At 45.1% G+C, this 25,526-nt stretch carries 15 protein-coding genes; 10 read left to right on the top strand and 5 right to left on the bottom strand.

Annotation, left to right across the window (positions count from 1 at the left end; translation table 11 throughout):
* Positions 1-31: 31 nt before the first annotated feature.
* Positions 32-2,272: a glycosyl hydrolase family 95 catalytic domain-containing protein gene (locus tag AC27IJ_RS21210; protein ID WP_487150703.1), complete on the bottom strand. Its 2,241-nt coding sequence runs from the start codon at positions 2,270-2,272 to the stop codon at positions 32-34.
* 770 nt (positions 2,273-3,042) lie between these two features.
* Between AC27IJ_RS21210 and AC27IJ_RS21205 the strand changes: the two genes are divergently transcribed.
* From AC27IJ_RS21205 to AC27IJ_RS21180, 6 genes are all read left to right on the top strand, one after another.
* Positions 3,043-4,479, top strand: coding sequence for a D-alanyl-D-alanine carboxypeptidase family protein (locus AC27IJ_RS21205; RefSeq protein WP_312446239.1), 1,437 nt, complete (start codon positions 3,043-3,045; stop codon positions 4,477-4,479).
* A 434-nt stretch (positions 4,480-4,913) separates the two neighbouring features.
* Positions 4,914-6,431, top strand: a complete 1,518-nt coding sequence (gene arfA, locus AC27IJ_RS21200) for an arabinosylfuranosidase ArfA (RefSeq protein ID WP_312504407.1) — start codon at positions 4,914-4,916, stop codon at positions 6,429-6,431.
* Positions 6,432-6,452: 21 nt separating this feature from the next.
* Positions 6,453-7,946, top strand: a complete 1,494-nt coding sequence (araA, locus tag AC27IJ_RS21195; protein WP_312504405.1) for an L-arabinose isomerase — start codon at positions 6,453-6,455, stop codon at positions 7,944-7,946.
* Positions 7,947-8,009: 63 nt separating this feature from the next.
* Positions 8,010-9,608 carry a xylulokinase gene (locus AC27IJ_RS21190; protein WP_487150700.1) on the top strand — a complete coding sequence of 533 codons (1,599 nt, stop codon included), beginning with the start codon at positions 8,010-8,012 and terminating at the stop codon, positions 9,606-9,608.
* A 28-nt stretch (positions 9,609-9,636) separates the two neighbouring features.
* Complete coding sequence (locus AC27IJ_RS21185; protein WP_312504403.1) at positions 9,637-10,335, top strand: L-ribulose-5-phosphate 4-epimerase; 699 nt, start codon at positions 9,637-9,639, stop codon at positions 10,333-10,335.
* A 10-nt stretch (positions 10,336-10,345) separates the two neighbouring features.
* The gene (locus AC27IJ_RS21180) at positions 10,346-11,446 is read left to right on the top strand and encodes a GntR family transcriptional regulator (RefSeq protein WP_313258947.1); all 1,101 of its coding nucleotides are present in this window, start codon (positions 10,346-10,348) and stop codon (positions 11,444-11,446) included.
* Here the strand turns inward: AC27IJ_RS21180 and AC27IJ_RS21175 are convergent.
* On the bottom strand, positions 11,443-12,774 hold the full coding sequence (locus AC27IJ_RS21175) for an MFS transporter (protein WP_312504399.1): 1,332 nt from the start codon (positions 12,772-12,774) through the stop codon (positions 11,443-11,445). The genes AC27IJ_RS21180 and AC27IJ_RS21175 overlap by 4 nt on opposite strands.
* Positions 12,775-12,927: 153 nt before the next feature.
* Here AC27IJ_RS21175 and AC27IJ_RS21170 point away from each other — a divergent pair, with 153 nt between their 5' ends.
* Entirely contained in the window at positions 12,928-13,743 is an 816-nt protein-coding gene (locus AC27IJ_RS21170; RefSeq protein ID WP_312446228.1) for a helix-turn-helix transcriptional regulator, read from the top strand.
* A gap of 24 nt (positions 13,744-13,767) precedes the next feature.
* Here the strand turns inward: AC27IJ_RS21170 and AC27IJ_RS21165 are convergent, their stop codons facing one another.
* The gene (locus AC27IJ_RS21165) at positions 13,768-14,613 is read right to left on the bottom strand and encodes a helix-turn-helix domain-containing protein (protein ID WP_312446225.1); all 846 of its coding nucleotides are present in this window, start codon (positions 14,611-14,613) and stop codon (positions 13,768-13,770) included.
* Positions 14,614-15,172: 559 nt separating this feature from the next.
* On the bottom strand, positions 15,173-15,541 hold the full coding sequence (locus tag AC27IJ_RS21160) for a YmaF family protein (protein ID WP_312446223.1): 369 nt from the start codon (positions 15,539-15,541) through the stop codon (positions 15,173-15,175).
* A gap of 1,279 nt (positions 15,542-16,820) precedes the next feature.
* Between AC27IJ_RS21160 and AC27IJ_RS21155 the strand changes: the two genes are divergently transcribed.
* The gene (locus AC27IJ_RS21155; protein WP_312504397.1) at positions 16,821-19,892 is read left to right on the top strand and encodes a glycoside hydrolase family 2 TIM barrel-domain containing protein; all 3,072 of its coding nucleotides are present in this window, start codon (positions 16,821-16,823) and stop codon (positions 19,890-19,892) included.
* A gap of 83 nt (positions 19,893-19,975) precedes the next feature.
* On the opposite strand, the gene AC27IJ_RS21150 is transcribed toward AC27IJ_RS21155, so the two are convergent.
* Positions 19,976-20,587 carry a recombinase family protein gene (locus AC27IJ_RS21150; RefSeq protein ID WP_312446220.1) on the bottom strand — a complete coding sequence of 204 codons (612 nt, stop codon included), beginning with the start codon at positions 20,585-20,587 and terminating at the stop codon, positions 19,976-19,978.
* Between the two features lie 585 nt (positions 20,588-21,172).
* Here AC27IJ_RS21150 and AC27IJ_RS21145 point away from each other — a divergent pair.
* Complete coding sequence (locus AC27IJ_RS21145; RefSeq protein WP_312446219.1) at positions 21,173-23,392, top strand: methyl-accepting chemotaxis protein; 2,220 nt, start codon at positions 21,173-21,175, stop codon at positions 23,390-23,392.
* Positions 23,393-23,598: 206 nt separating this feature from the next.
* Positions 23,599-25,494, top strand: a complete 1,896-nt coding sequence (locus AC27IJ_RS21140) for a BglG family transcription antiterminator (RefSeq protein WP_487150695.1) — start codon at positions 23,599-23,601, stop codon at positions 25,492-25,494.
* Positions 25,495-25,526: the final 32 nt, after the last annotated feature.

The following is a 25,526-nucleotide window of genomic DNA, read 5'->3' as shown; positions in this document are numbered from 1 at the left end:
CAGATAAAGATTGGTCAGGTGAAACACAAAATTATCTGGAACTCTTTATCAGCAGCAGATCTTCTCCTGCTTTCAATTCAAATTGAAAGCAGCCGTTTTCCAACGTTTCATATTTCATCTCTTGATTTGACTCTATTACAAACCCTGCTTTGAAATTAGGACTTATAATAAGCGGTTCTCCGGCCATGCTTTTTATATATATAAATTCTGTTTCGCCATCTGTATACCTGGCTGATATCTCAAAACCGCCCTCTGCCAACAGTCCATAAAATTCTGCATTTTTCCATACATCTGGCATTGCCGGAAAAATTTTTACTTTACTTCCGTGGCACTGCATTAACATATAGTGGATGGATTCGTTCGCTGAAAGAGGTGTTTCGATAACGGGCCCGCCGCCTTCTGTGTAAAGAGTATTTGGATTTAAGAAATCTTTCAGACCGCTTAAACGCTTATATGCGTAATTGCCATCACCTAATGCTGCTAACATAGCAGCGCTTCCGGTAAAGGAATATCCTTGCAGATATTCCGGCATACTCATCCAGGTTTTTATTGACTTTTCAATAATCCTCCGTTCTGCTTCATTATCTTCGCTTACGATGTGAAGTGGGAAAAACTGTAATAAGTGAGAATAATGGCGGTGCGATACGGTAAGAGGTAAATCCTTTCCTATCGTATATCCTGTATCATCCATGGAGTAATCTGTCAGATTTTCAAGGTGTTCTATCCAGGTATCCATAAGCGGTTCGTCATCAATACCCAGTGTTTTCGCTGATTCAATCAAAGTTATAAGCGCCCATCGGAACAAAGAAAGGTCATAATTGGCATCTCTGACAGGATTGGATGTAGAATCAATGGGACCAGGATATTCTGGTGAACTGGTCATAGGCAGATGCCACTTGCCATCCTCCTTCTTATAGGCGATCCTTAAGTAACTGTTTGCGGCTTTTTTTAGCATAGGATAAAACTTTTTTAAAATGTCCTGGTCCATGGTGCTTTTATAATATCGATAGACACAATGGAGTGCCCAGGTAACATTGCCAAGCTCGAATATAATGACTCGTTCCGGATTTTCTTCCATGATATCTTCATAAGAAGGCGGATAAGATTTCATGTCGCGCCCAGCTGAACGCCCGATAAACCAGCCGTCATCGATTCCCAACGGCTTTGCATTTTCCGAAAGCGTTTCGTCATAGTGCTCCAAAGTATCTATGAGAGATTCTATCAGTTCTAAATGATTCGCTTTCTGCATTGAGGAATAAATAAGCTGGACATTTAAATTCCACCATGCAGCCGGCCATGCGCTTAGTGTTGGCCATACACCCATATTATCAATTACATGAAGGTTGCCCGGCCTGGTACAGCAGCCGAGCTTATACAGCTGCATGAGATAAAACTTTTCCCAATATTCTTCAGGTAATTTAACGATGCTTTTCCTGTAAAAATCTTCCCAATGTTTCTGGTGGCTTCTGTATATTTCTTTTAAATCAATTGTCATGACTTGTTTGATTTCTTCTTCTGCTTCTTTTTCTGATGTAAATCCATACCGGGTGAATCCTATTGATATATACCATATTTTGTGGTTATTACCTGCTTCTTTTGATGCAAGGCCGATAGAAAACTGACCTTCCGGAGCTAAGGACTCATTAAGAATTTTCTGATTATAAATTAAAGTGTTATCTGCCATTTTTCGCTCTGGCGCTGGCGGAAAACACCTATCCGGTACTTCATGAGCTTTTGCGGCATGGTGTTTTAAAGTCATGCCATGGCTTGGGACATATGACAGATCAAATTCAACTTCATCATCCCATTCTGCATCAATTATGATGCAGTCTTTTTTTGCATATGCAATACTGGAGTATTTTAGGGTTCCTTTATCTGTTTCAATCACTCCATCAACCTCTGCTTTGCGTAATGAGATGGATAAGCTTTCTTTTTTGATAGGATTTTTTACTTCAAGAATAATATCGCCAAGGGAAAGCCGTTGTTGTAAACAGCCTAACTGCGGGCAGTTGGTTGGTCCATCTATGTCACCCCGGCCGATTCCCCACTTCATGGAGGTGATGCCGTTTTTATAGATATTTGCGCCGATTAAACCGTTGCCGATTAGTCCGCCATTGCCCCAGTCTATTGGGATATTAGCGATTCTGTCATTGATTATTTCCCGTATAGTTCCTTCATGATATTTTAGATTTTCCCAAACAAAATCGTAGCTGTCTAAAAATGCCTTTAAATCCAATGTGTTTCTAAAGTCACTTATCTGCTCTCTTAACATGCATTTCTTCCTTCTTTCTTTTCTGTTTTTGCTAAGTATCTATATCTTAAGTTGACCCGGTATGCGTATGTAGAAATTACAGCCCTATATTTATAATTCCATCTCAGCTGCTTCGTACAGCTCCGGATTAATGCCGGATATGGCTGAAAGGAAAACGATAGTCTGATAGCCGGCATTTCTCCATACATAAGAGAAAACGATAACCCAGCGATAACCCAGCGATAACCCAGCGATGACCCAGCGATAACCCAACGAGAACCCAACGGGAATAAATAGGATCCCCCACAAAAAATTGGGGATCTATTCCAAATAATCCCAGAAATTAGTTGACCTCTTGATGGAGAAAGTACTTCAATAACAATTCTTGCATGGACAATCCATGATATGAAATATATATGTAATTATCTGAGCTGCCTTTTTAATTTTAACACTTTTGTCTTCGTTAAACAACAATGACAGGACTATTGGTTCGTGAAAGCCGACAATAATTTTATAAAAGCAAATAATAATGGTATTTCTGAATACAGGCCATAAATTATGGTGTTACGCCTTCTCCGTATAGGAAAGAGCATAAGAAGGCAATATAGTTTTAAATGTTTTTCTTGAATATAGTAAAGATTTGATGTATTATAATATATATGCCCTTTTTTCAGATCGGTCTGAGAAGTCTCGGGGCAAGTTATGGATTATGCGAAGTAATATAATGCCTTAAAACCGTATAATAATCTGAATGCGGCTTTAGGGCATATTTCATGTCAGGAGGTTGATACGTGAATCGGAGGATAAAAGTACTGATTAGCTGCATATTGGTCTGCCAGCTATTTCTTATGACTGTATATGGAGCACCGGACTGGCCGTCTGATACGGGTATCCAGGCGGAAGCCGGGATTGTAATAGACGGGGATTCAGGGGCCGTCATATTTGGTCAGAATATCCATGCCCCCTATCCGCCGGCCAGCATTACGAAGATTTTGACTGCTCTCATTGTTTTGGAGAACGCAAAACTTGATGATATGGTAACCTTTTCAAAGGATTCCATTTACAATGTGGAAGAGGGCAGCGGCAATAAATTAAATGTGGATACAGGAGACAAGCTTTCTGTAGAAGACTGTCTTTATTCTCTGATTCTCCATTCCTGCAATCAGGCGGCCAATGCTCTTGCGGAGCATGTAGCCGGAAGCAGGGAGGAATTTGTCCGCATGATGAATGACAGGATCAAAGAGCTTGGCTGTACGGAAAGTCATTTTGACAACCCTTCAGGCCTTAATGGAGATACCCAGTATGTGACAGCCTATGATATGGCTCTCATAGCAAAGGCGGCTTACAGCAATAAAAAACTTGTGGAGATCAGCTCTGCGATCAGCTATAATATCCCTCCCACTTCCAATAATCCGGAGGGACTTACCATTTACAACGAACATCGTTTGGTAAAGACCAAGGATCCAAAAAATGAGTTTTATTGTCCGTCGGCAGTGGCCGGAAAGACCGGATATCTGATTAAGGCCGGTAATACCCTTGTTACCTACGGGGAACAAGATGGAAAAAGGCTTATTTCCGTCATTTTAAAGGGAAGCCCAAGACAATATTTTATTGATGGAAAAGCTCTTCTGGAATTTGGCTTCAGCCGTTTTGATAATTTCCCTGTTACAGAGAATGAAACCAGCTATATATCAGGGGAAGAGCCTGTTGAAATTAACGGGACAACCTACAAGCCCTCTGACTTAGAATTGGAACCGGGCAGCGTCATAACCCTTCCTAAGGGAGCCGAGTTCTCCCAGTCGGAAAAAACTCTGGTGACCGAGCTTCCCCAGGGAAGCCCCAAAGAGGCGGTAGCCATGATCCAGTATACCTACAATGACAGAAAGGTGGGTCAGGCCTACTTAATGCAAAAGAAAGGTCCGGAGCCAACAAGTCAGGAATCGGAACAGGGATCCACAGGGGAAAAACCTTCGGAATCGGAAGCAAATTCAGGCGGTAATAAAAAGTCATCTGGAAATAAGGGAAGCAGAGTGCTTGCGATAGCAGGAATCGCGGCTTTTCTTGGACTGGCAGGCGGCGGAACCGGATTTTTTATTTATATGAAAAGGAAAGAGGCCAGAGAGGTCGCTCTACGCAGAGAAGAGAGAAGGCGGCGTTTAAAAGCGGAAGGGTCAGAAGAAGCGTTTGAGCGGATCTTAAAGCAACGCCGGAATAAAAAGGTAAAATAAGAATAAAAGTAAATGAAAAGGACCAGCTGGGGAAGCTGGTCCTTTTTCGGAGAAGGTATTTCGTTTCTTATGGGGTGTAGCAAAAACTATATAATGTATTGGGGGGGGTTACAATTAATAATATAACTCATTTTTCTAAAAAAGTGTCAACAAACATTTATAAATTTTACAATTAAAATTGTGCATTTTCTCTCTATTTACCTGGCCGGTTGTGGAAAAAATATAGAAATGGGAAGGAACACGGGTCTTCCTTGTGCGTAATCTCTCCAGTCTTTTGAGGGAGATTTTGTAAAAACTGTCTTCTGGTGGTAAAATATATAAAAACAACTTGTGCAATGGTGCGTACAAGTAATAGATTAGTAGTAAGAGAATGTTTTAGTTACTCTCACTAAAAAAGGATGTCTGTTTCATGACAGAAGGGCGGGATTATAAAAATGGCGTATCATAAAGTGAAAATGGTAATTGACAGGGAGTATCCCATTGCACAGGTGGACGAAAGGATCTATGGCTCCTTTATTGAGCACCTTGGGCGGGCAGTGTACGACGGCATCTACTGCCCGGAGCATGCATCTGCCGATGAAAACGGCTTCCGGGGTGACGTAAAGGAACTGATACGTGAATTAAATGTTCCTATTATCCGTTATCCTGGAGGCAACTTTGTATCAAACTTTAACTGGGAGGACAGTGTGGGACCTATGCAGGAACGTCCCAGGCGTCTGGATCTGGCCTGGCGAAGCATGGAAGAGAATAAGGTAGGACTGAACGAATTTACCAGATGGACCAGAAGCGCAGGTTCTGATGTAATGATGGCTGTAAATTTAGGGACCAGGGGAATTGCGGATGCATGCAATCTGCTGGAATACTGCAATCATCCCGGCAACAGCAAGTTCAGTGATTTAAGGATCAGCCACGGATATAAGGAGCCTCATAACATCAGGACCTGGTGTCTGGGAAATGAAATGGATGGCCCATGGCAGATCGGACATAAAACCATGGAGGAGTACGGCCGTCTGGCAGAAGAGACTGCAAGAGCCATGAAAATCATTGACCCTGACATTGAGCTTGTTTCCTGCGGAAGCTCATCCTTAACCATGCCCACTTTCCCGGACTGGGAGGCAGTGACTCTTTTGCATACCTATGACTATGTGGATTACATATCCATGCACCAGTACTATGGGAACCAAAAGGGGGACAGCCAGGATTTCCTTGCCTCCTCCGATGATATGGATCAGTTTATACGTACCGTCATTGCCACCTGTGATTTTGTGAAGGCTAAAAAAAGGGGCAAAAAGGATATTAAGATCAGCTTTGATGAGTGGAATGTATGGTATCACTCCAATGCGGCGGATGATGATATCACGAAAAACCACCCATGGCAGGTGGCGCCTCCCATGCTGGAGGACATTTACAACTTTGAGGATGCTCTTTTGGTAGGCCTTATGCTCATCACCTTATTAAAGCACGCAGACCGGGTGAAGATGGCATGTCTGGCCCAGCTTGTAAACGTGATTGCGCCTATTATGACGGAAGCCAAAGGCGGAAAGGCATGGAGGCAGACGATTTTTTATCCGTTCATGCATGCTTCCAGATATGGACGGGGAATGGCTCTTGTTCCGGTCATCAGCACGCCGAAATTCGACACGTCCGCCCATGAAGATGTGACTGCGGTAGAAGCTGTTTCCGTATACAATGAGGCCATTCATGAAGTGACCATTTTTGCGGTGAACAGGGATCTTAAGAATGATGCGGAGATGACCGTTGATGTGAGGAGTTTTGAAGGATACCGGGTTTTGGAGCATGTGGTTTTGGAGAGTGATGATTTAAAGGCGGAGAACGGGCCTTTCGGAGAGCGGGTAGCGCCGAAACAGACCAGTCAGTCTGCGCTTGATGGCGGTATGATGACAAGTATCTTGCACAAGGCGTCATGGAATGTGATCCGTCTTGGTAAATAATGGAGAAAAGGGGCAGTGAAAATGGTAAAAAAAGAATTTAAGTTTTGGTTTGCTACAGGCTCTCAGGATCTTTACGGTGAGGAATGCTTAAGAAATGTGGCAGAGCATTCCAGAATAATCACAGAAAGGCTTAATGCCTCCGGGGTCCTTCCCTACGAGGTGGTTTTAAAACCGGTGCTGATCGATAATGCCTCCATACGCAGGCTGTTTCATGAGGCAAACACCGATGAGGCCTGCGCCGGGGTGATCACCTGGATGCATACCTTTTCCCCTGCCAAGTCCTGGATTTTAGGGCTTCAGGAGTACCGGAAGCCTTTGCTTCATCTGCACACCCAGTTTAATATGGAGATTCCTTATGATACCATTGACATGGACTTCATGAATGAGAACCAGTCAGCCCACGGCGACCGGGAATTCGGGCATATGGTAACCAGAATGGGGATTCCGAGAAAGGTGATCGCAGGGCATTGGGATGACGAGGGGGTTCAGAGCCGGATTGGTTCCTGGATGCGGACCGCAGTGGGAATCATGGAAAGCAGCCATATCCGCGTGGTACGGATTGCGGACAATATGAGGAACGTGGCTGTTACAGAAGGGGATAAGGTAGAGGCCCAGATGAAATTCGGATGGGAAATCGATGCCTATCCTGTCAATGAAATCACGGATTATGTAAAGGACGTGGCAGCAGGTGATATCTCTTCACTGGTGGAGGAGTATTACAGCAGGTACGAGATTTTGACGGAAGGCATGGACCATGAAGAATTTAAGAACCATGTGGCTATCCAGGCCCAGATCGAACTTGGCTTTGAACGGTTTTTAAAGGATAAGGATTATCAGGCCATTGTAACTCATTTTGGAGATTTAGGCTCTTTAAAGCAGCTTCCCGGCCTTGCTATCCAGCGCCTTATGGAAAAGGGCTATGGCTTCGGGGCAGAGGGAGACTGGAAGACAGCCGCCATGGTCCGTCTGATGAAGCTCATGACAGAAGGGGCAAAGGATGCAAAAGGAACTTCCTTTATGGAAGATTACACCTACAACCTGGTTCCGGGCAAAGAAGGGATCCTGCAGGCTCACATGCTGGAGGTTTGTCCCACAATTGCAGATGGTACGGTTGGCATCAGGGTAAACCCGCTGTCCATGGGAGAGAGGGAAGCTCCTGCCCGCCTTGTATTTACGGCAAAGGAAGGAAAAGGAATTGCCACATCCCTCATTGATCTGGGCAGCCGTTTCCGTTTGATCATCAATACTGTAAACTGCAAAAAGACGGAAAAACCAATGCCAAAGCTTCCGGTTGCCACTGCGTTCTGGACGCCTGAGCCGAACCTTGCCACAGGAGCGGAAAGCTGGATCTTAGCGGGCGGTGCCCATCATACGGCATTTACCTATGATCTGACGGCGGAACAGATGGGAGACTGGGCGGAAGCTATGGGAATTGAAGCCGTTTTCATTGACGAAAAAACCACCATCAGGGATTTAAAAAATGAATTGAGATGGAATTCAGCAGCATTTCGTTAATCAAATAACAAGGTCCGCCCTTTTGGAAGGAAAGGGGCGGACATCATTCAGGAGGGGTTTCAAATGATGGAAAAACAAATAGGAGCAGCGATCCGGGAAGGGAAAACTGCCCTTGGAATCGAACTTGGCTCCACAAGAATTAAGGCCGTACTGGTAGATGAAGATCACGATCCTATCGCTTCCGGCAGTTATGACTGGGAAAACCAGTATGTAGACGGCGTCTGGACCTACTCCATACCTGATATATGGGAAGGAGTAAGGGAAAGTTATAGAAAAATGGCAGAGGAGGTGAAAGAGAGGTATGGGGAAACTCTTACCACCATCGGGGCCATCTGTTTTTCAGCCATGATGCACGGGTACATGGCATTTGACAGGGGGGGAGAGCTGCTGGTGCCTTTCCGGACCTGGAGGAACACCATGACGGAAGAGGCTTCGGAAAAACTGACGGAGTTATTTTCCTTTCAGATTCCCCAGAGATGGAGCATTGCCCATCTATATCAGGCAATCCTTAACCAGGAAGAGCACGTGCCAAAGATTGATTATCTGGTTACCCTGGAAGGCTATGTCCACTGGAAGATGACGGGAGAGCGGGTTCTTGGCATCGGAGACTGTGCAGGGATGTTTCCCGTGGACAGCGCCGCAAAGGATTTCCATGAGCGCATGGTGGAGCAGTTTGATGAGCTGGTCGCTCCCCGGCAGTTCCCATGGAAGCTTAGGGATATTATGCCCAGGGTTATGACGGCAGGAGAGAGGGCAGGAATTCTTACTGAGGAAGGGGCAAGACTTCTTGATGCCAGCGGGAATTTAAAGCCTGGAATCCCCTTATGCCCGCCGGAAGGCGATGCCGGGACAGGGATGACGGCTACCAACAGCGTGGCAAGAAGAACCGGCAATGTATCCGCCGGCACCAGCGTATTTGCAATGGTGGTGCTGGAAAAGGAGCTTTCTAAAGTTTATCCGGAAATCGACATAGTCACCACTCCGGCCGGAGATGCGGTGGCAATGGTTCACTGCAACAACTGTACCTCTGATTTAAATGCCTGGGTTTCCCTGTTTGAGGAATTTGCGGTCGCGATGGGAATGAAGATCGACAGGAATACCCTGTTTTCCACTCTTTACCAAAAGGCCCTGGAAGGGGATAAGGATGGAGGAGGCATGCTTTCCTATGGATATTTGTCCGGAGAACATATTACCCATTTTGAAGAGGGAAGGCCTGTGTTTGTCCGTACCCCGGAAAGCCGCTTCAATCTTGCGAACTTTATGAGAGTCCACCTTTATACGGCTTTGGGAGCCCTTAAGATGGGAATGGATATCCTGTTTGAGGAAGGAGTCCGGCTTAACGTGCTCTTGGGTCATGGAGGGCTTTTTAAAACTAAAGAAGTGGGACAGAGGATCATGGCTGCCGCCCTGGGCGTTCCTGTTTCCGTTATGGAGACAGCCGGTGAAGGAGGAGCCTGGGGAGCCGCACTTTTAGCCTCATACATGGTACAGAAGGAGGAGGGAGAGTCTCTGGATCATTATCTGGCTGAAAAGGTATTTAAGGATAAAGGGGGAACCAGGCTGGAGCCTGATCCTGAGGATGAAGCTGGCTTTTATGCTTTTATGGAACGGTACAGAAATGGACTTTCCATTGAGCGGGCCGCGGTGGACAGCTTAAAATAATTCCGAAAGCAAAAAGGAGGAAGCTGATATGCTGGAAGAACTGAAACGGATTGTATACGAAGCAAATATGGAATTACCGAAAAGAGGGCTTATCACTTATACCTGGGGAAATGTAAGCGGCATTGACCGGGATCAGGGGCTTTTTGTGATCAAGCCAAGTGGGGTGGATTATGAAGCGCTTGCACCTGAGGATATGGTGGTTATGGATCTTGACGGAAATCAGGTGGAAGGAAAATTAAGGCCTTCCTCGGATACTGCCACTCACCTTGAGCTTTATAAGGCATTTAAAGAAATAGGAGGCATCGTCCATACCCATTCTCCCATGGCTACCTCCTGGGCTCAGGCAGGAAGGGCCCTTCCCTGCTATGGAACTACCCATGCGGATTATTTCTACGGGGAGATTCCCTGTGCCAGAAATCTCACGGAAAAAGAGATTGAGGACGGATATGAAAAGAATACAGGAACAGTGATCATTGAAACCTTTAAGGGAAGGAATCCCATGCATGTTCCGGCGGTTTTGTGCAAAAACCACGGGCCCTTTACCTGGGGAACTGATGCGGCAAATGCGGTCCACAACGCTGTTGTGCTGGAGGAACTCGCCAGGATGAACCTTATGACCGAGCTGCTGAACCCTTCGGTTCTGCCGGCTCCTCAGTGCATGCAGGATAAGCATTTTATGCGCAAGCATGGGCCGAATGCTTATTACGGCCAGAATAAAGAATCATAAGGAGCCCCATATGGCGGAGGACAGCGGAAAAGCAAAGTATTATCTGTTAATGGAAGAACTGAAAAAAGAGATTGTTTCAGGAAGGAGGAAGCCGGGAGACCGGCTGCCTTCGGAAAATGAGCTGTCGGCCTCCTGTCATGTAAGCCGCCATACGGTGAGAAAAGCACTGTCCATTCTGGAACAGGAAGGGTTTATCGAGGCAGAGCATGGCCGGGGAACCTTTGTTTCCAGAAAGGCAGGGGGAAAAAAGGGGTCAGGAAATATCGCGGTCATCACCACCTATTTGTCGGATTACATTTTCCCCCGGCTGATCCAGGGAATCGACGGAGTGCTCACGGCAAACGGTTACAGCATTATACTGAAAAATACGGGAAACAGCAGGCTTAAGGAAAGCAGGTGCCTGGAAGAAATCCTAAAAAAAGACATTGACGGGCTTATCATAGAGCCCAGCAAAAGTGAGATCATGTGCGGCCATAAGGGGCTTTATGAGAAGCTGGATTTTTATCAGATCCCTTATGTGTTTATTCAGGGCTGTTACGCCCACATGAGAAATAAACCCCATATCCTGATGGATGACTGCATGGGCGGTTATCTGGTGACAAAGCATCTGATTGAATTAGGCCATAAGCATATTCTGGGAATATTCAAGGCTGATGACAGCCAGGGAAGGGACCGTCACAAGGGCTATGTAAAAGCTCTTCAGGAGACGGGATTTTCTTATGATCCGGATATGGTGGTCTGGTTCCACACCGAGGACCGGGTGTCAAAGCCGTCAGGCGCCTTAAGGCTTAAGCTGGAAGAAGGGGTTCGGATTGACGGAATCGTCTGCTACAATGACCAGATTGCCTTTGAGGTGATGAAAACCATTGAAAAAAGCGGGCTTTCCGTGCCTGAGGATATTTCCGTGACAGGTTACGATAATTCTTTTATCGCTGAAAATGGGATTGTCAAGCTGACTACCATCGCCCACCCCCAGGAGCGGCTGGGGGCTATGGCGGCGGAGCTTCTATTGGAAAAGATGAACAATGTGCCTGATGAAGAAAGCAGGGTGGAGCGGATCTTAAAGCCGGAACTGATTATCCGGGAATCCTGCAAAGACCGGCGGATTTAAAGAGAGACGGACCGGAGCCTTCCCATGTAAAAAACGCATCCCAGGATCAGGATCCCGGAAAGAAGGAAGAGCATCTGCATTCCGGTTATGGGAAGTCCCCCTATCTCCAGGGTAGGAAAAACCCTGAGAAGGAAGGCTCCAAGCAGGGTGGAAAGAAAGCCGCAAAGCCCTGCATAGGAGGAATTGGAGCTGACATAAAGCACCCGCTTCTCCGCAGGGGCATAGTGATACTGAAGGTTAAAGACAGATATGGCAATGCCCCCCCAGGCTGCGCCGGACAAAGCCTGTAAGACAGGCTGAAGGGTATAGCAGGTGTCCGGGGTCATGAAAAACCAGCTGGCATGGACAAGGCCCAGCATTCCCATGGAACAGCGGGCTGCCAAAAGCCAGGAGGTAGCGTCGGCCAGACGCCCCCAGAGCCAGGCCGCCAGAACACGGACGGTCGAGGAGATTAGGCCTAAAAAAGTAATGTATGTATAATCCAGCTTAAGCCCTGTGACCATGTATACGCTGAAAAAAGGACCTGCGATCTGAAGGGCCAGGTTCCAGAACATATAGGTGAGCATGACCTTCCGGTACTCCCTGTCGGCCAGGGGTTTCCATACTGCGTCCTGAAGCTTTTGGCGGTGGGGCTGGCTTTCCGGTTCGCTGATGGAGGAAAGGCACCAGAAGTCCGTACAGGCGATGAAAAAGACTACGGTACCTACCACAAGAAAACCGGTCTGTTCCATGGAAGAGCTGCGGAACCGGTCCATGACAAAGCCCATGATCAAGCTTAAAATGGTGGAAAAGGCGAACGCAAAGGAATCCTTTTTTCCCAGATAATTCCCTCTCATGTGCTGGGGAACAAGCTGCAGGATCCAGTTTCCGGTTCCGGTTCCGATAAAGGCTCCAAAAAAATGGGCGGCTCCATAGATGCCGATCACCGCTGCCAGGCGGAATCCTGGATTACTTATAAACAGGGGCACAAAAAAGACCGAAGCCAGAAGAAGCCTGTGGATAAAAGAAAAACTGGAAATCAGGCATTTTTTCCGGCAGAGGCTTTCCAGAAGAATGGAGGAAAACATCTGAAGAGTGCAAAGAAGGACCGGGATGGAACCGATGATCCCGTTTATGGAATCAGTCGCTCCCAGTGAATTGGCATAACCGGAGAGGAATGCTCCGGTGGTAAGTGTAACAATTCCGTTGGCGCAGCAGCCCTCTGCGATAAAGAGATTTCTGCCTTTGGAATAATCTGTTGCTGTCATGGTAGTACCGCTAAAATAGGTGCGGGATACTTTTTCTTTTAAGAGTAATACTGCTTCTATCATCGAACTTCTGTAGCACAACTGCCACAATCCCCTTTTCTTTTTGTTAGATATCTGCTATTCTTTTTTTAAAGGTTTTTCCTCTCTCTATATTGCCAGTATAATGGAAGGGATACAAGAGGAAAAAGAAGCGAAAAACTGGAGGATTCCGACTGGGGTGACAGGAGGTTACTTATGGAACATTACTTAAATTTAAAGGCTGTACTTCCGGTGAGAGCGTTAAATGCAGGGTATCTGGTGACTGACGGCAAGGGACGCCATGCGGACCGGGTCATGGATTCCTTTGAGATCATCTATGTAAATTCCGGGATTCTTGGAATTGCCGAGGAGGATATAACGTATAACGTGGAGGAAGGGGAAGCGCTGATCTTATTTCCCGGAAGGCATCACTGGGGGACAAGGGAATTCGAAGAAGATTTGAATTTTTACTGGCTCCATTTTCATCTGGAAGAGGAAGCGGTGAGGATCGGACGGGATATTATGTCCCTGCCCCAGCTCATCCGAATCAGAAAGCCGGAGCAGTTTGAGGAGCTTTTCCGGCGCTTCATCAAGCGTCAGAATGTCTGCAGGGATGACCGGACCATCTTAAACCTGGTGCTTTTAGAGCTGCTGTGCGAGCTCAGTGACTCCCTTTCTCCAATGGAAGTGAACGGGCAGAAGGTGCTTTTGGCAAACCAGGCGGGGCAGTATATCAGGAATCATTTTGAAGAGCCTTTATCTTCTTCCATACTGGCCGATAAGCTGGATTGCAGCCCTGACTACTTAGGGCGTGTCTACAATGCGGTTTATGGGAAGACGCTCACGGAGGGGATCCACGAGGCACGGCTTAATAAGGCGTGCAGAATGCTCATAGAGACAAACTTAACAGGAAATGAGATCGCTTACCAGTGCGGATATCAGGATGTGGATTATTTCAGAAGGATCTTTAAGAGGTATATGGGTATAACGCCAAAGGAATACCGCCAGACCTACCGTCTGGTGGGAAGATAGAAAGAGCGGCAGGGGGAGGGAAGCTCACCTTGCCGCTTTTCTGTATTCTGCGGGAGAAATGCCGGTTTGTTTTTTAAAGATCCGGCTGAAATATAAAGGATTTTCATAACCGACGATGCTGCCGATCTCTCCGATGCTGTAGTCAGTGCTTTCAAGTAGTTCCTGGGCTTTTTTTGCACGGATGGAAGTTAAGTATTTGCGGGGAGGCATTCCCGTATACTGCTTAAAGCTGCGGATAAACCAGCAGGTGCTCATATGGAGCTTTCTGGCATAATGGTCGATTTCAATATCAGTGGAAAAATTCTCATGAAAGTAATGGACCGCTTTTTCCATTTCCTTTTGGATCTCTGTTTTTTGGAATCCTCCTTCTTTCCTTTGCCGTTTTAGAAGCAGGAAAAGCTGCATTACATGAAGGGATGACAATTCTTCGAAACAGGGGCGGGGGAGCTGGAGCTCCCGAATTATGGTAAGGAATAATTCCTGGTATTTGGAAGAAACACCGGTATATAGGATCCGGCTGTCATCAAAACCTGCCTGTATGGTAAGATCTCCGGCCTCTTTGCCTGTAAAATGAAGCCAGAATACCTCTGGCTTATCTTCCAGGTAATAGGCGTACTGCTGGGGCTCGCCGGGTTTATAAAGCACCATGTTTCCGGCGGGGACCTCCACGGCCTCTTTTTGGAAGGTAAACCATGTTTTTCCTGATGCGATGTATAAAATCTGGTAATCAGGCCGTCCTAAGGGCCGTATGGTGGACATGACGGGGTGGGTGAGCAGGCGGTAGACGCCGCAGCTGTTTGCTTTTAGGGGGAGAGTGCTGTCTTCCAGTTCGTCGTCTGTTAGGTTCATGTATCCTGTGTTGGTGTACATTTATGGACTCCTTTTTCTTTGTTTATGGGGAGTGAGTGGAAGGCTTGGTGACAGGGTGCGTTGTTTGACTGTACCGTGGGTCCGCAGTGCAGCGAGGGAATCCTGCGGCTTCCTTCGCTCACGGGCTTCGCCCTATGAAACAGGGCACAGGGAAATTTTCTTATGTGCAAGCACAACGAAAATTTCTCTGTGTCCTGTTTCGCACTGCTCATTGCTTTCGTGAACATTGTATCATTTTGTGTATAGTTTGTCTATTTATCTAAAATCCTTTATTTGTGCGCCTTTAATAGGTACTATATCATCGCTTGACTGCATCGTTATTCAGGGAAAAACACCGATTCATCCTGGGAATTATCCCTAAAGGAAAATAAAGTAAAGAGATAAGCCCGGAGCTTTTGGAAAACACCAGGACCACACGAACAGTTGACATAAAAAGGGAAGGTATCTCGTAAATTGGATTTAACTTTCGGCCATTACACGGTGAATCAAAAAAACACCACATCTCAAACGAAATAAAACAACCTGAGATGTGGTGGGATATAAAAATTAAAAATAAATTTTAGGCTTCTTCACCGATAGGATCATTAATCAATGTGGCCACTCTAAAGTCATGAAAGTGACCATCGCTCACTTCTGTTACGGATTGCAGAAAATGAACATGTCTGTCCCCAACAGGAATTGCAAGCGATGTTTTGCCACGAAATTCATGAAAATGATTTTCATAAAAATCTGTTCTAAATTTTACTTCATGAAAGTGGTTCATGCCAGAAGGGATTGCTTCGCCGGAAACCGTAGCAAAACGATGATTATGGGGATCTTCTTCGCGTTCAGCTATCTCTACACTGCCTTGGACTTCATGAACGTGCGCCTGCTTATCATGGCAATCACAATGATCTTCATTAAACCAATTTTGGTTATAGTTATTCATATTGATTTACTCCTGTACTCCAATATTAGGAAACTTTGTTTCCATAATTATTATATGAAAATAATGCAATAGGGTGTTGTTTCTGAGACGGACTATCTAATGATAAGAGAAAAAAATGAAGTGAAGATTTTCAGAAGAAGACTTATAAGAGTTATTCCTCTGACAAAAGAGCAAGAGAGAACAATAAATCAGCATTGGGGCATTAACGAATTAAACTGAAAATTCACAAAGGAGGATAAGAATCACCCTGGTAGAGGCAGCCATAGCAGTATCCGGGGCTGGCGGAGTGATCAGTGGATACAAAGGGTCATTATTATAAGTATTGCATATTATATATTGTGATAATGCGATAATCATTTAGTATAACTCCTATTTTAGTGGACTCCGGTACTCTGACCTGGGGGCCACTTTCTGTGTAAGCCATTCTTAAAATATAAGCCATTCTCAAAATTCACACCTTCTCCGCTTGTCCCATATAATATTGTATAGTACGGTATGAAAGGAGTCAAAGGATATGAGTAGTAATACTATTAAATGTAGATGCAAATGTATTAAGAAGTGTGAACCCAAACGCGAATGTGAATGCAAGCCCAAACGCGAATGTGAATGTGAATGCAAGCCTAAACGCGAATGTGAATGCGAATGCAAGCCCAAACGCGAATGTGAATGCGAATGCAAGCCCAAACGCGAATGTGAATGCGAATGCAAACCCAAACGCGAATGTGAATGCAAACCAAAACGTGAATGTGAATGCAAACCAAAACGTGAATGTGAATGTGAATGCGAATGCGAATGCAAACGCGAATGTGAATGCGAATGCAAACCCAAACGTGAATGCGAATGCAAACGCGAACGCGAATGTGAATGCGAACATGAACAGGAACGTGATTGTGATAAAGAATGGTACTAATAAGAAATAAAAGAAGCTTACTGGAAAGGCCTTAAAGAAGGATGTAGCAAATACAGTCAGCGGAAAAATGAATGTGACGAGTTTGAAATATAGTCAATGATAAGGCGGGTTTCGGTAATTCGGACCCGCCTATTTATATAATTATATCATATTCTGACTGCATGATGCTCGGCTTTGACTGCTTTTAGGTGGTGATGGCTGGTGAGGTTAAAAGTCTCAATAACCTAGATTTTAAGCGGAGAAGTACGGAATTATAGGAATATGAGAAAACAACAGTATCATTTTGTGCATAGTTTGTCTAATTGGAGATATGGCTTTTCTTATCTTTCATTTTATAATGAAAGATAAGAAAAGAAGGAGGAATCAACCATGATCGTACCTAAACATTATGAAAATCTCCACTTGCTTCATGAAAATGCCATGCCAAACAGAGCCTACTACATTCCGGCTTCCAAGGCGCGGTTTGATCTGGTGGAGCATAGGGAAAATTCCGACCGGTTTATGCTTTTAAATGGGACATGGAAGTTCCGCTATTATGATAGTATTTATGATGTGAACGAGGAGTTTTTCCAGGAAGGCTATGATACTGGAAATTATGATGATATCCCGGTTCCGGGCTGTTTCCAGAACTATGGATATGATAAGCACCAGTATACCAATGTCCGCTACCCCTTCCCCATGGACCCGCCCTATGTTCCGGCAGAAAATCCATGCGGGGCTTATGTCCGCCATTTTGTCTATGAAAGGGACGAGAATGCTCCCAGGGCTTATTTAAACTTTGAAGGTGTGGATTCCTGCTTCTATGTATGGCTGAACGGAAGCTATGTGGGATACAGCCAGGTATCCCATTCTACCAGCGAGTTTGATGTGACAGGTTTAATTCGTGAGGGAGAAAATACTTTAGCTGTTCTTGTTTTAAAATGGTGTGACGGAAGCTACTTGGAAGATCAGGACAAGTTCCGCATGACCGGTATTTTCCGGGATGTGTTTCTTTTGAAGAGACCGGAAGAGGGAATCTTTGATTATTTTTTAACAACTTCTCAGGAAGAGAACCAGGCTCATATCCAGGCGGTGATCTCCTTTTTTGGAAAGGAAGTTCCGGTAAAGGCGCTGGTATTTGATTCCAATGGAAACCAGGCCGCCGGCCAGGAGGGACTCCCTCAGGATGGCAGGCTTCATTTGACCATAGAAAATCCGGTGCTTTGGAATGCAGAGCAGCCGTATCTTTATACCCTTGTCCTAGTATGCGGGAACGAGGTGATCGTGGACCGCCTGGGAATCCGGGAAATCGCCATAAGGGATGGAGTGGTTTATTTCAACGGGGAAAAGATCAAATTCCATGGCGTCAACCGCCATGACAGTGATCCGGTGACAGGGTTTGTCGTCAGCCTGGAACAGATGAAAAAGGATTTAAGTCTCATGAAAGAGCACAATGTCAATGCCATCCGCACCAGCCATTATCCGAATGGGCCTCAGTTTTACCAGTTATGCGATGAGTACGGCTTCTATGTCATTGATGAGGCGGACAATGAGAGCCACGGTACCAACAGCATCTACATGGAAGACTGTTCCACGGAGGCTGTGCATGAACGCTGGAACAGGGCTATTGCAGATAATCCGGAGTTTACCGAGGCCACGGTTGACCGTGCAAAGCTTCTGGTAGAACGGGATAAGAACCGGTCAAGCGTTGTGATCTGGTCCATGGGGAATGAATGTGCCTATGGCTGCACCTTTGAAGAAGCTTTGGCCTGGACGAAGGCCTTTGATCCTTCCAGGCTCACCCATTATGAGGCAGCCCGTTACCGTGACCGGAATAAAACCTATGATTTTTCCAATCTGGATTTATACAGCCGTATGTATCCAAAGCTGGAAGATATCCATGAATACATTGGAAGAAATGCAGGAAAGCCTTTTATCCTATGTGAGTACAGCCATGCCATGGGCAATGGACCTGGCGATCTAGAAGATTATTTTAAGGTGTTTGACCAGTATGACCAGGTCTGCGGCGGTTTTGTATGGGAGTGGTGTGATCATGCCATATATCAGGGAAGAACCTTGGATGGAAGACCCATGTACCTTTATGGAGGAGATCATGGCGAATACCCTCATGACGGCAATTTCTGCATGGATGGTCTGGTATACCCGGACCGGAGGCCACATACCGGGCTGATGGAATTTAAAAATGTATACCGCCCGGCAAGACTGGTTTCCTATGACCAGGAAAAGAAGGAACTGGTGCTTCAAAACCGCATGGATTTTACCGAACTGAGGGATTATGTGGTTATTGGGTATGAGGTGACCTGCGATGGAGCGGTCACTGGAAAGGGGATCCTTTGCGATGGGGATTTACCGGAAATAAAGCCTCATGGAAAAGGAAGCCTGACACTGGACTTTGAGGTTCCCCAAAAGGGAAAATGTTATTTAAAGATCCAGTATTTATTAAAACAGAATACAACCCTTTTAAAAGCCGGAAGCCTTTTAGGCTTTGATGAAATACTTCTTGAAAATGAAGATATGAGAAACCAGACCGGGGTATTCCTGTTAGCGGAACGGGAGACAAACGTGGGGGAAAGGGCGTGCCCTGCGATTCGGGAGGATGACCGATACCTTTTTATAGACGGGACTAATTTTGCTTATACCTATAACAAGCTGACCGGCTGCTTTGAGGATATGGTGTTTGAAAACAAAACCCTTCTGGAGCGTCCTATGGAATATAACATCTGGAGAGCGCCTACGGATAATGACAGATATATAAAGAATAAATGGATGGCGGCTCATTATGACCGGTCCATATCCAGGGCTTATGAAACCTCCTGTGAGGAAAAGGACGGACGGGTGGAAATAAGGACCATGCTGTCCGTCACTGCGGCTGTGATCCAGAGAATCCTGATGATTGAGGCCGTGTGGACCATAGGTAAGGATGGAATTTTAGATGGGAAGCTTCATGTGAAAAAGGACATGGAATTCCCGGAGCTTCCAAGGTTCGGCCTTCGCCTTTTCCTCCCAAAGACCATGGATAAGGTGACCTATTATGGTCTGGGGCCTGTAGAAAATTACATGGATAAGAAAAGGGCAAGCTATCATGGGTTATTTACTGCCGGGGTAAAAGAGATGCATGAGGATTATTTAAGGCCTCAGGAGAACGGAAGCAGGAGCGACTGTGATTTTGTGACAATAAATGGCGGGGGAGTTTCTCTTTCGGCAGTTTCAGAACGGGCATTTTCCTTTAATGCATCGGTCTATACCCAGGAGGAATTAACAGAAAAAGCCCATAACTATGAGCTGACACCATCGGGCTTTACGGTTCTTTGCCTGGATTACCGCCAGGACGGGATCGGATCCGCAAGCTGCGGACCGGATCTTCGGAAAGAATACCGGTTTGATGAAGAGAGATTTATTTTTGAAGTAAAATTGGTTCCTATTGCTCCTTCGCATTTGTAAAATAAATCTGTGTTTGGTAAATCAGGCAGGATCGTTGATGGAAAGCAGCGGTTCTGCCTGCTTTATGTTATATGGATTATGATTTAAATAGTCTTTGCTTTTGACTTGTGTTTTTTTATCATTGTCCGGAACTGGCTGACAGTGATGCCCAGCTCATTGCTTGCAGTCTCCAGGGTATAAATGCGCTGCTGCCATTTTTCGTAGACAGGGTAAAATTCATCGGGAATGGGAGTTGGAAAACGTCCCAGATGCTTTCCCTGCGCTTTTGCAAGGGCAATCCCCTCTGCCTGACGCTGTTTGATGTTTTCCCGTTCCGCCTGCGCCACATAGGAAAGGAGCTGTAAGACAATGTCGGATATCAGGGTGCCGATCAGATCTTTATTTGTTCTTGTGTCCAGAATGGGCATATCCAGGATCACAATATCAGCTTTTTTTGTTTTTACGATTTCCCGCCATTCTTCCTGTATGTCATCGTAATTTCTTCCCAGACGGTCAATGCTTTTTACAACAAGAACATCTCCTTCTTTCAGTTTCCTTTTTAACTTTTGATATTGGGGCCTGTTGAAATCTTTTCCAGACAATTTATCGCAGAATATGTTCTTGTCAATAATGCCCCAGCGCAGAAGCTCTACTTTTTGCCGCTCCGTGTTTTGTTCTAATGAGGAAACCCTCATGTATCCATAAAAATTTTTCATTAAAATAACCTCCTGTCATTCTTAATTATGGCATGAGGTCAAGGGATTATTCTACTATATTAGTATTTATGAAAACAATAGCCTTCAGGTCAAAATATAAAAATGGAAACTAGATGAGCTAGTGATGTTTGTTTTGCTGGGAATTTGCGTACAAAATGATAAATAATATCATCTGATTATTTGATAAAAAGGTACACCTTTTTATCAAATAAAAACAGCATAAAAATGCTACGTATATTATAAGCATTATTACGACAAAATACAACATATTTCGCACATATTATTCTTATTTTCTTTACATTTTGCCAGTGATACCAAGGTGTACCTTTTTGCTATTAAGGAACATGGGCTGATTACGGGGGAGGAGATGGAAAGTGGAAGTATTCAATAATAAAAGCGATTTATACGTATATGTGAAACTAAAAGACCAGATTCAATGGGTAGAATACTTAAAGAGGTCTGTACAAACGGGAGTGCCATTTCCTCTGGATAGAAAACCATAGAGACGTTTTAAAATCCGTTTCATTTAAAACATCTGAATGTTACAAAACAATGATACAAAATAATGATACGAGGAAAAGACATATGAAAAATGGAAAAGGGAACATGCATCGGAATAAATACAGAAAAATTTCAGAGAAAATTGCAATCGTGATCACAGCGGCATTGTTTATGGTTTTTGCCATTTTAAGTATTATAACCGTCAGTTTGTCAGGGCGCGAAACCGGTTCGGCAGTACGCTCTGAGCTTACGAATCTGGCACACGCAAATGGAAACCAGGTACAGGCGATCTTAAATGCCGCATCAAAACAGGCTTCAGCAATGCAGGATTATATTGGTAAGACATATGACAAGGGGACTGTGGTCATCTCTTCTCCTGAAAACGTCAAGGTAAAGAGCGCGGTATATCACACAGAAATGTCTGATTTAAGCATTGAAGTGGAAAATTATTTGATTAACAGTATGTGCTCTGCCGTTGTGGCAGATGAAGATATCGTTGGGTTCGGGATCTTTTTTGAGCCTGGCAAGTTTGATGAGAATATAAAGGATTATGCATTTTATGTAAATCGTGAGGACGCTGCCAATAAAAAGACGCAGCCTTTTGGTACATACAGCGATTACAGTGATAAGGAATATTATAAACCTGTGAAAGAAACCGGCAAGCCTTATTTTACAAAGCCTTACGAATATCAGGGCACTACCATGGTCACTGCCGCGTACCCCGTTATGTATAAAAATGAGTTTCAGGGAGTGACCGTAGCCGATATTGACGTTGGTCATTTTAATAAAATCACCACTTCATCAGAAGATTATAAAACTCTTTACGTCGGAATTCTTACGGATGATTTTACCACGGTATACGACAGCAGATTTGCTGATGATATTGGCCATAACCTTTCTGAATTTTTAAAAGATCCGGAAGATATGAAAAAGATCACAGATGGAGCAGCTTCGGGAAAGGCCTTTTTCTGTACCACTGTCCGCGAGGATGGACATAAAGTATCCCGGTTTTTCTACCCGATTGATGTGGAAGGAACCCATTGGTGGGCACAGACTGCGTTGGATACTTCTGACTTAAATAAAGATATCGAAATATTAACGGCTACAATTGTGATTGTTTCTGTTTTGTCGCTGTTGGCTGTGGTCGCCATTGTTATCATTGTTTTAAAAAAGGCGCTGAAGCCGATTAACGGCGTGGTTTCTGCCGCTGCTGAGATCGCTGCCGGTAATCTTGCGATACAGGTTGATACACAAAGCAATGATGAGATCGGGGTTCTTTCCAGAACCTTTATGGAAATGGCAGAAAACTTGAGGACCATCATTCAGGATATTAAATACTTATTAGAGGAAATGAGCGGAGGCAATTTCAGGATCGATACAAAATATGAGGAGATGTACATCGGCGATTATCAGGAGATATTAATTGCTATGAGAACCATTAACCGCAATTTAAGCGATACCCTTGCGGAAATTAATACGGCCTCTGATCAGGTATCGGCAGGATCGGGGCAGATGTCAGACAGTGCACAGACTCTAAGCCAGGGAGCGGCAGAGCAGGCAAGCTCCGTGGAAGAGCTTACGTCTACCATTACGGAAATTTCTGAAAGAATTAAAAATAATGCAGACAATGCCCAGCAGGCAAGCCGCTTATCAGAGGAATCTGGAGAGGAGGTTACACAAAGCAACCAGCAAATGCAGCAGTTGATGAAGGCAATGGAGGAAATCACCGATACCTCTCAGGAAATCGGTAAAATTATCCGGACCATTGATGACATTGCATTCCAAACGAACATCCTGGCTTTAAACGCCGCTGTGGAAGCGGCCCGTGCCGGCGAGGCGGGCAAGGGATTTTCTGTGGTGGCGGATGAGGTGCGAAACCTTGCAGGAAAATCAGCTGAGGCCGCAAAAAATACTACGGCATTGATTGAAAGCGCTGTGGAGGCAATTGAGAAGGGAAGGTTACTGGCCGATCAGGCTGCCGGATCTCTTCTTGAGGTTGTGGATACGTCTAAGAGCGTGGATGAAAGAATCCGGCAGATTGCAAAAGCTTCCGAGGAAGAGTCTTATGCTGTTACACAGATTGCAGCAGGACTTGAACAGATTTCATCAGTCGTACAAACCAACTCCGCAACATCAGAAGAAAGTGCGGCGGCAAGCGAGGAGCTTTCGGGACAGGCACAGATGTTAAAGAGTCTGGTAAACAGATTTAAGCTAAGAGATGCAGGAGAAAGGATTGCAGCTCATGGGGCTTTAAGTCCAACCGTAGATCCGGCCGATGATTATGCGGCTGGCAGTAAATATTAATAGAAATACTCGGACAGCAGTGCCGGTGCCTGGCAATTCCAGGCCTCCGGCACTGCTTTTGGGGATAAATCCATAGAAGAAGGTTCCGGCCCGCACTCTTACAATTACCAGAATTAATGTGGTAAAAATGTGAATGGAAAAATCACGCCTGCCATGTTATGCTGATAATTAGGTTTTGCGGGACAAAAAGTGCGAAGGAGACGGCTATGCTTTGGAAACAGTTGCAGGAATTGCTGATGCTCTTGAGTCAGGAAGAATACAGAACGGCTTCGACATTGGCTGAACAGCTGAAGGTCAGTGAGAAGACGGTTCGGCTGAGACTGAAGGATTTAAGCGGGCGGCTGGAAGGCCATGGGGCGGAAATAAGCTCAAAAGCGAGATTTGGATATATACTTCGGATTCATGACCAGGAGAAATTTGACGCATACATAAAGAAAGAAACGGAAAATACGGAACATTTTCCGGAGAGAGAAAATGAGAGAAGAGAATATTTGCTTGCATACTTGATAGCCAGGATGGATTATATTAAGATCGAAGAGCTTTGTGATTTTCTCTATGTTTCAAAATCCACCCTGTCCAATTCTCTTAAACCGGTGGAAGGAATATTAAAGCGCTACGGCCTTTCCATTGACCGGAAGCCTAATTACGGAATCAGGATCCAAGGCGCGGAATTTGATATCCGCAGACTGTTAAGCGACTATTTTATCAAACGTCAGGGCTTAACCGGGGTGGATATCAGCCATCAGGAAAGTGAACTGATCCATCTGGCAGAAGTGATTAAAGGTCTTTTAAAGAAGTATGGGATCCGTCTTTCCGAGATTGCCTTTGAGAATTTCGTAGAATATACTTATGTGGCCAGGAAACGGATGAAGTCAGGCTTTTATCTTCGGATGGATAAGGAAAACTTACCGGAAATAGGGGGTAAGGAATCCGCCCTCATCCGGGAGCTTATTTCTTTTGTCGGGACCCAGGAACAGATCACCTATACTGCTGATGAGGAACATTACCTCTCACTGTATCTGGCCGGAAAGAGAATGATCGGAAGCACCCTGGAAAACGATACCAATTTTGTGATCCGGGAGCAGACCGACCAGTTGGCCCTTGCCATGATGGAGCTGGTGAGCAGGGAATACGGGCTGGAAATGCATAATAATTTTGAGATACGGATGACCTTAAACCAGCATCTGGTCCCCTTTGATATCAGGATCCGGTACGATATTCCGCTGAAAAACCCCATTCTGGAAGACATTAAGCAGAGATACTGCCTGGCATATCAGATATCCTATGAAGCGGTAGGAGTTTTAAGAAAGCATTATAAAAAGGATATTTCCGAGGACGAGATCGGATATTTTGCCCTGATCTTCCAATTGGCTTTAGAAAAGGACAAGATGGATCCCTGCTCGGATATTCTTGTGGTATGCAGCACGGGAAAGGGAAGCTCCCGGTTATTAAAATACAAGTATGAAAGTGAATTTTCCGGATATTTAAGGAATATCTATGTCTGCGATCTTCTGGAGCTGGAGCATTTCGATTTCCAGAAAGTCGATTATGTCTTTTCCACCGTGCCTATCACCATGGAGGTCCCGGTGCCTATTGTAGAAGTAGGGGCATTTTTAGAAGCAGATGATATCCAGAAGATCACAAGGACCCTTAGAAGAGGCAACAGCCGGGGGATCATAAAGCGGTATTATACTCCGGAGCGGCTGCTTACTGGGGTGGAAGGAGAGCATAAGGAGGATATATTAAAGTATTTATGCGGCGTGATCCGGAAGCAGGAAAAGGTAGATGATAATTTTTATGAGCTGGTGCTTGAGCGGGAAACCTTTGCCCAGATGGATTATGGAAATTATATTACCCTCCCGCACCCAAACCAGATCGCTTCGGAGGAAACCTTTGCTTATGTGGCGGTCCTTAAAGAGCCAGTCATCTGGAACAAGCTTCCGGTCCAGATCGTCCTGCTGATTTCCATAGGAAGAAAAGAGGGCAGGAACCGTCAGACCTTTTATGAAACTACTGCCCGGTTTGCCCTTAATAAGGAAGCAGTGAAACGATTGATCCAGGAACCGGAGTATGAGATTTTATTGGATCTGCTGGAAGAATAGAGATACCGCATTCAGACTGGAGAGGAACTGCC

The sequence above is a fragment of the Lacrimispora sp. YZC11 genome, assembly GCF_057543815.1.
This window is presented reverse-complemented; position numbering and strand designations above follow the sequence as displayed.

Excerpts from the sequence above, each read along its gene's own strand:
- AC27IJ_RS21210 (WP_487150703.1), bottom strand. The coding sequence starts at position 2,272 with ATGTTAAGAGAGCAGATAAGTGACTTTAGAAACACATTGGATTTAAAG.
- arfA (WP_312504407.1), top strand. The coding sequence starts at position 4,914 with ATGGCGTATCATAAAGTGAAAATGGTAATTGACAGGGAGTATCCCATT.
- araA (WP_312504405.1), top strand. The coding sequence starts at position 6,453 with ATGGTAAAAAAAGAATTTAAGTTTTGGTTTGCTACAGGCTCTCAGGAT.
- AC27IJ_RS21190 (WP_487150700.1), top strand. The coding sequence starts at position 8,010 with ATGATGGAAAAACAAATAGGAGCAGCGATCCGGGAAGGGAAAACTGCC.
- AC27IJ_RS21185 (WP_312504403.1), top strand. The coding sequence starts at position 9,637 with ATGCTGGAAGAACTGAAACGGATTGTATACGAAGCAAATATGGAATTA.
- AC27IJ_RS21180 (WP_313258947.1), top strand. The coding sequence starts at position 10,346 with ATGGCGGAGGACAGCGGAAAAGCAAAGTATTATCTGTTAATGGAAGAA.
- AC27IJ_RS21170 (WP_312446228.1), top strand. The coding sequence starts at position 12,928 with ATGGAACATTACTTAAATTTAAAGGCTGTACTTCCGGTGAGAGCGTTA.
- AC27IJ_RS21165 (WP_312446225.1), bottom strand. The coding sequence starts at position 14,613 with ATGTACACCAACACAGGATACATGAACCTAACAGACGACGAACTGGAA.
- AC27IJ_RS21160 (WP_312446223.1), bottom strand. The coding sequence starts at position 15,541 with ATGAATAACTATAACCAAAATTGGTTTAATGAAGATCATTGTGATTGC.
- AC27IJ_RS21155 (WP_312504397.1), top strand. The coding sequence starts at position 16,821 with ATGATCGTACCTAAACATTATGAAAATCTCCACTTGCTTCATGAAAAT.
- AC27IJ_RS21150 (WP_312446220.1), bottom strand. The coding sequence starts at position 20,587 with ATGAAAAATTTTTATGGATACATGAGGGTTTCCTCATTAGAACAAAAC.
- AC27IJ_RS21145 (WP_312446219.1), top strand. The coding sequence starts at position 21,173 with ATGAAAAATGGAAAAGGGAACATGCATCGGAATAAATACAGAAAAATT.
- AC27IJ_RS21140 (WP_487150695.1), top strand. The coding sequence starts at position 23,599 with ATGCTTTGGAAACAGTTGCAGGAATTGCTGATGCTCTTGAGTCAGGAA.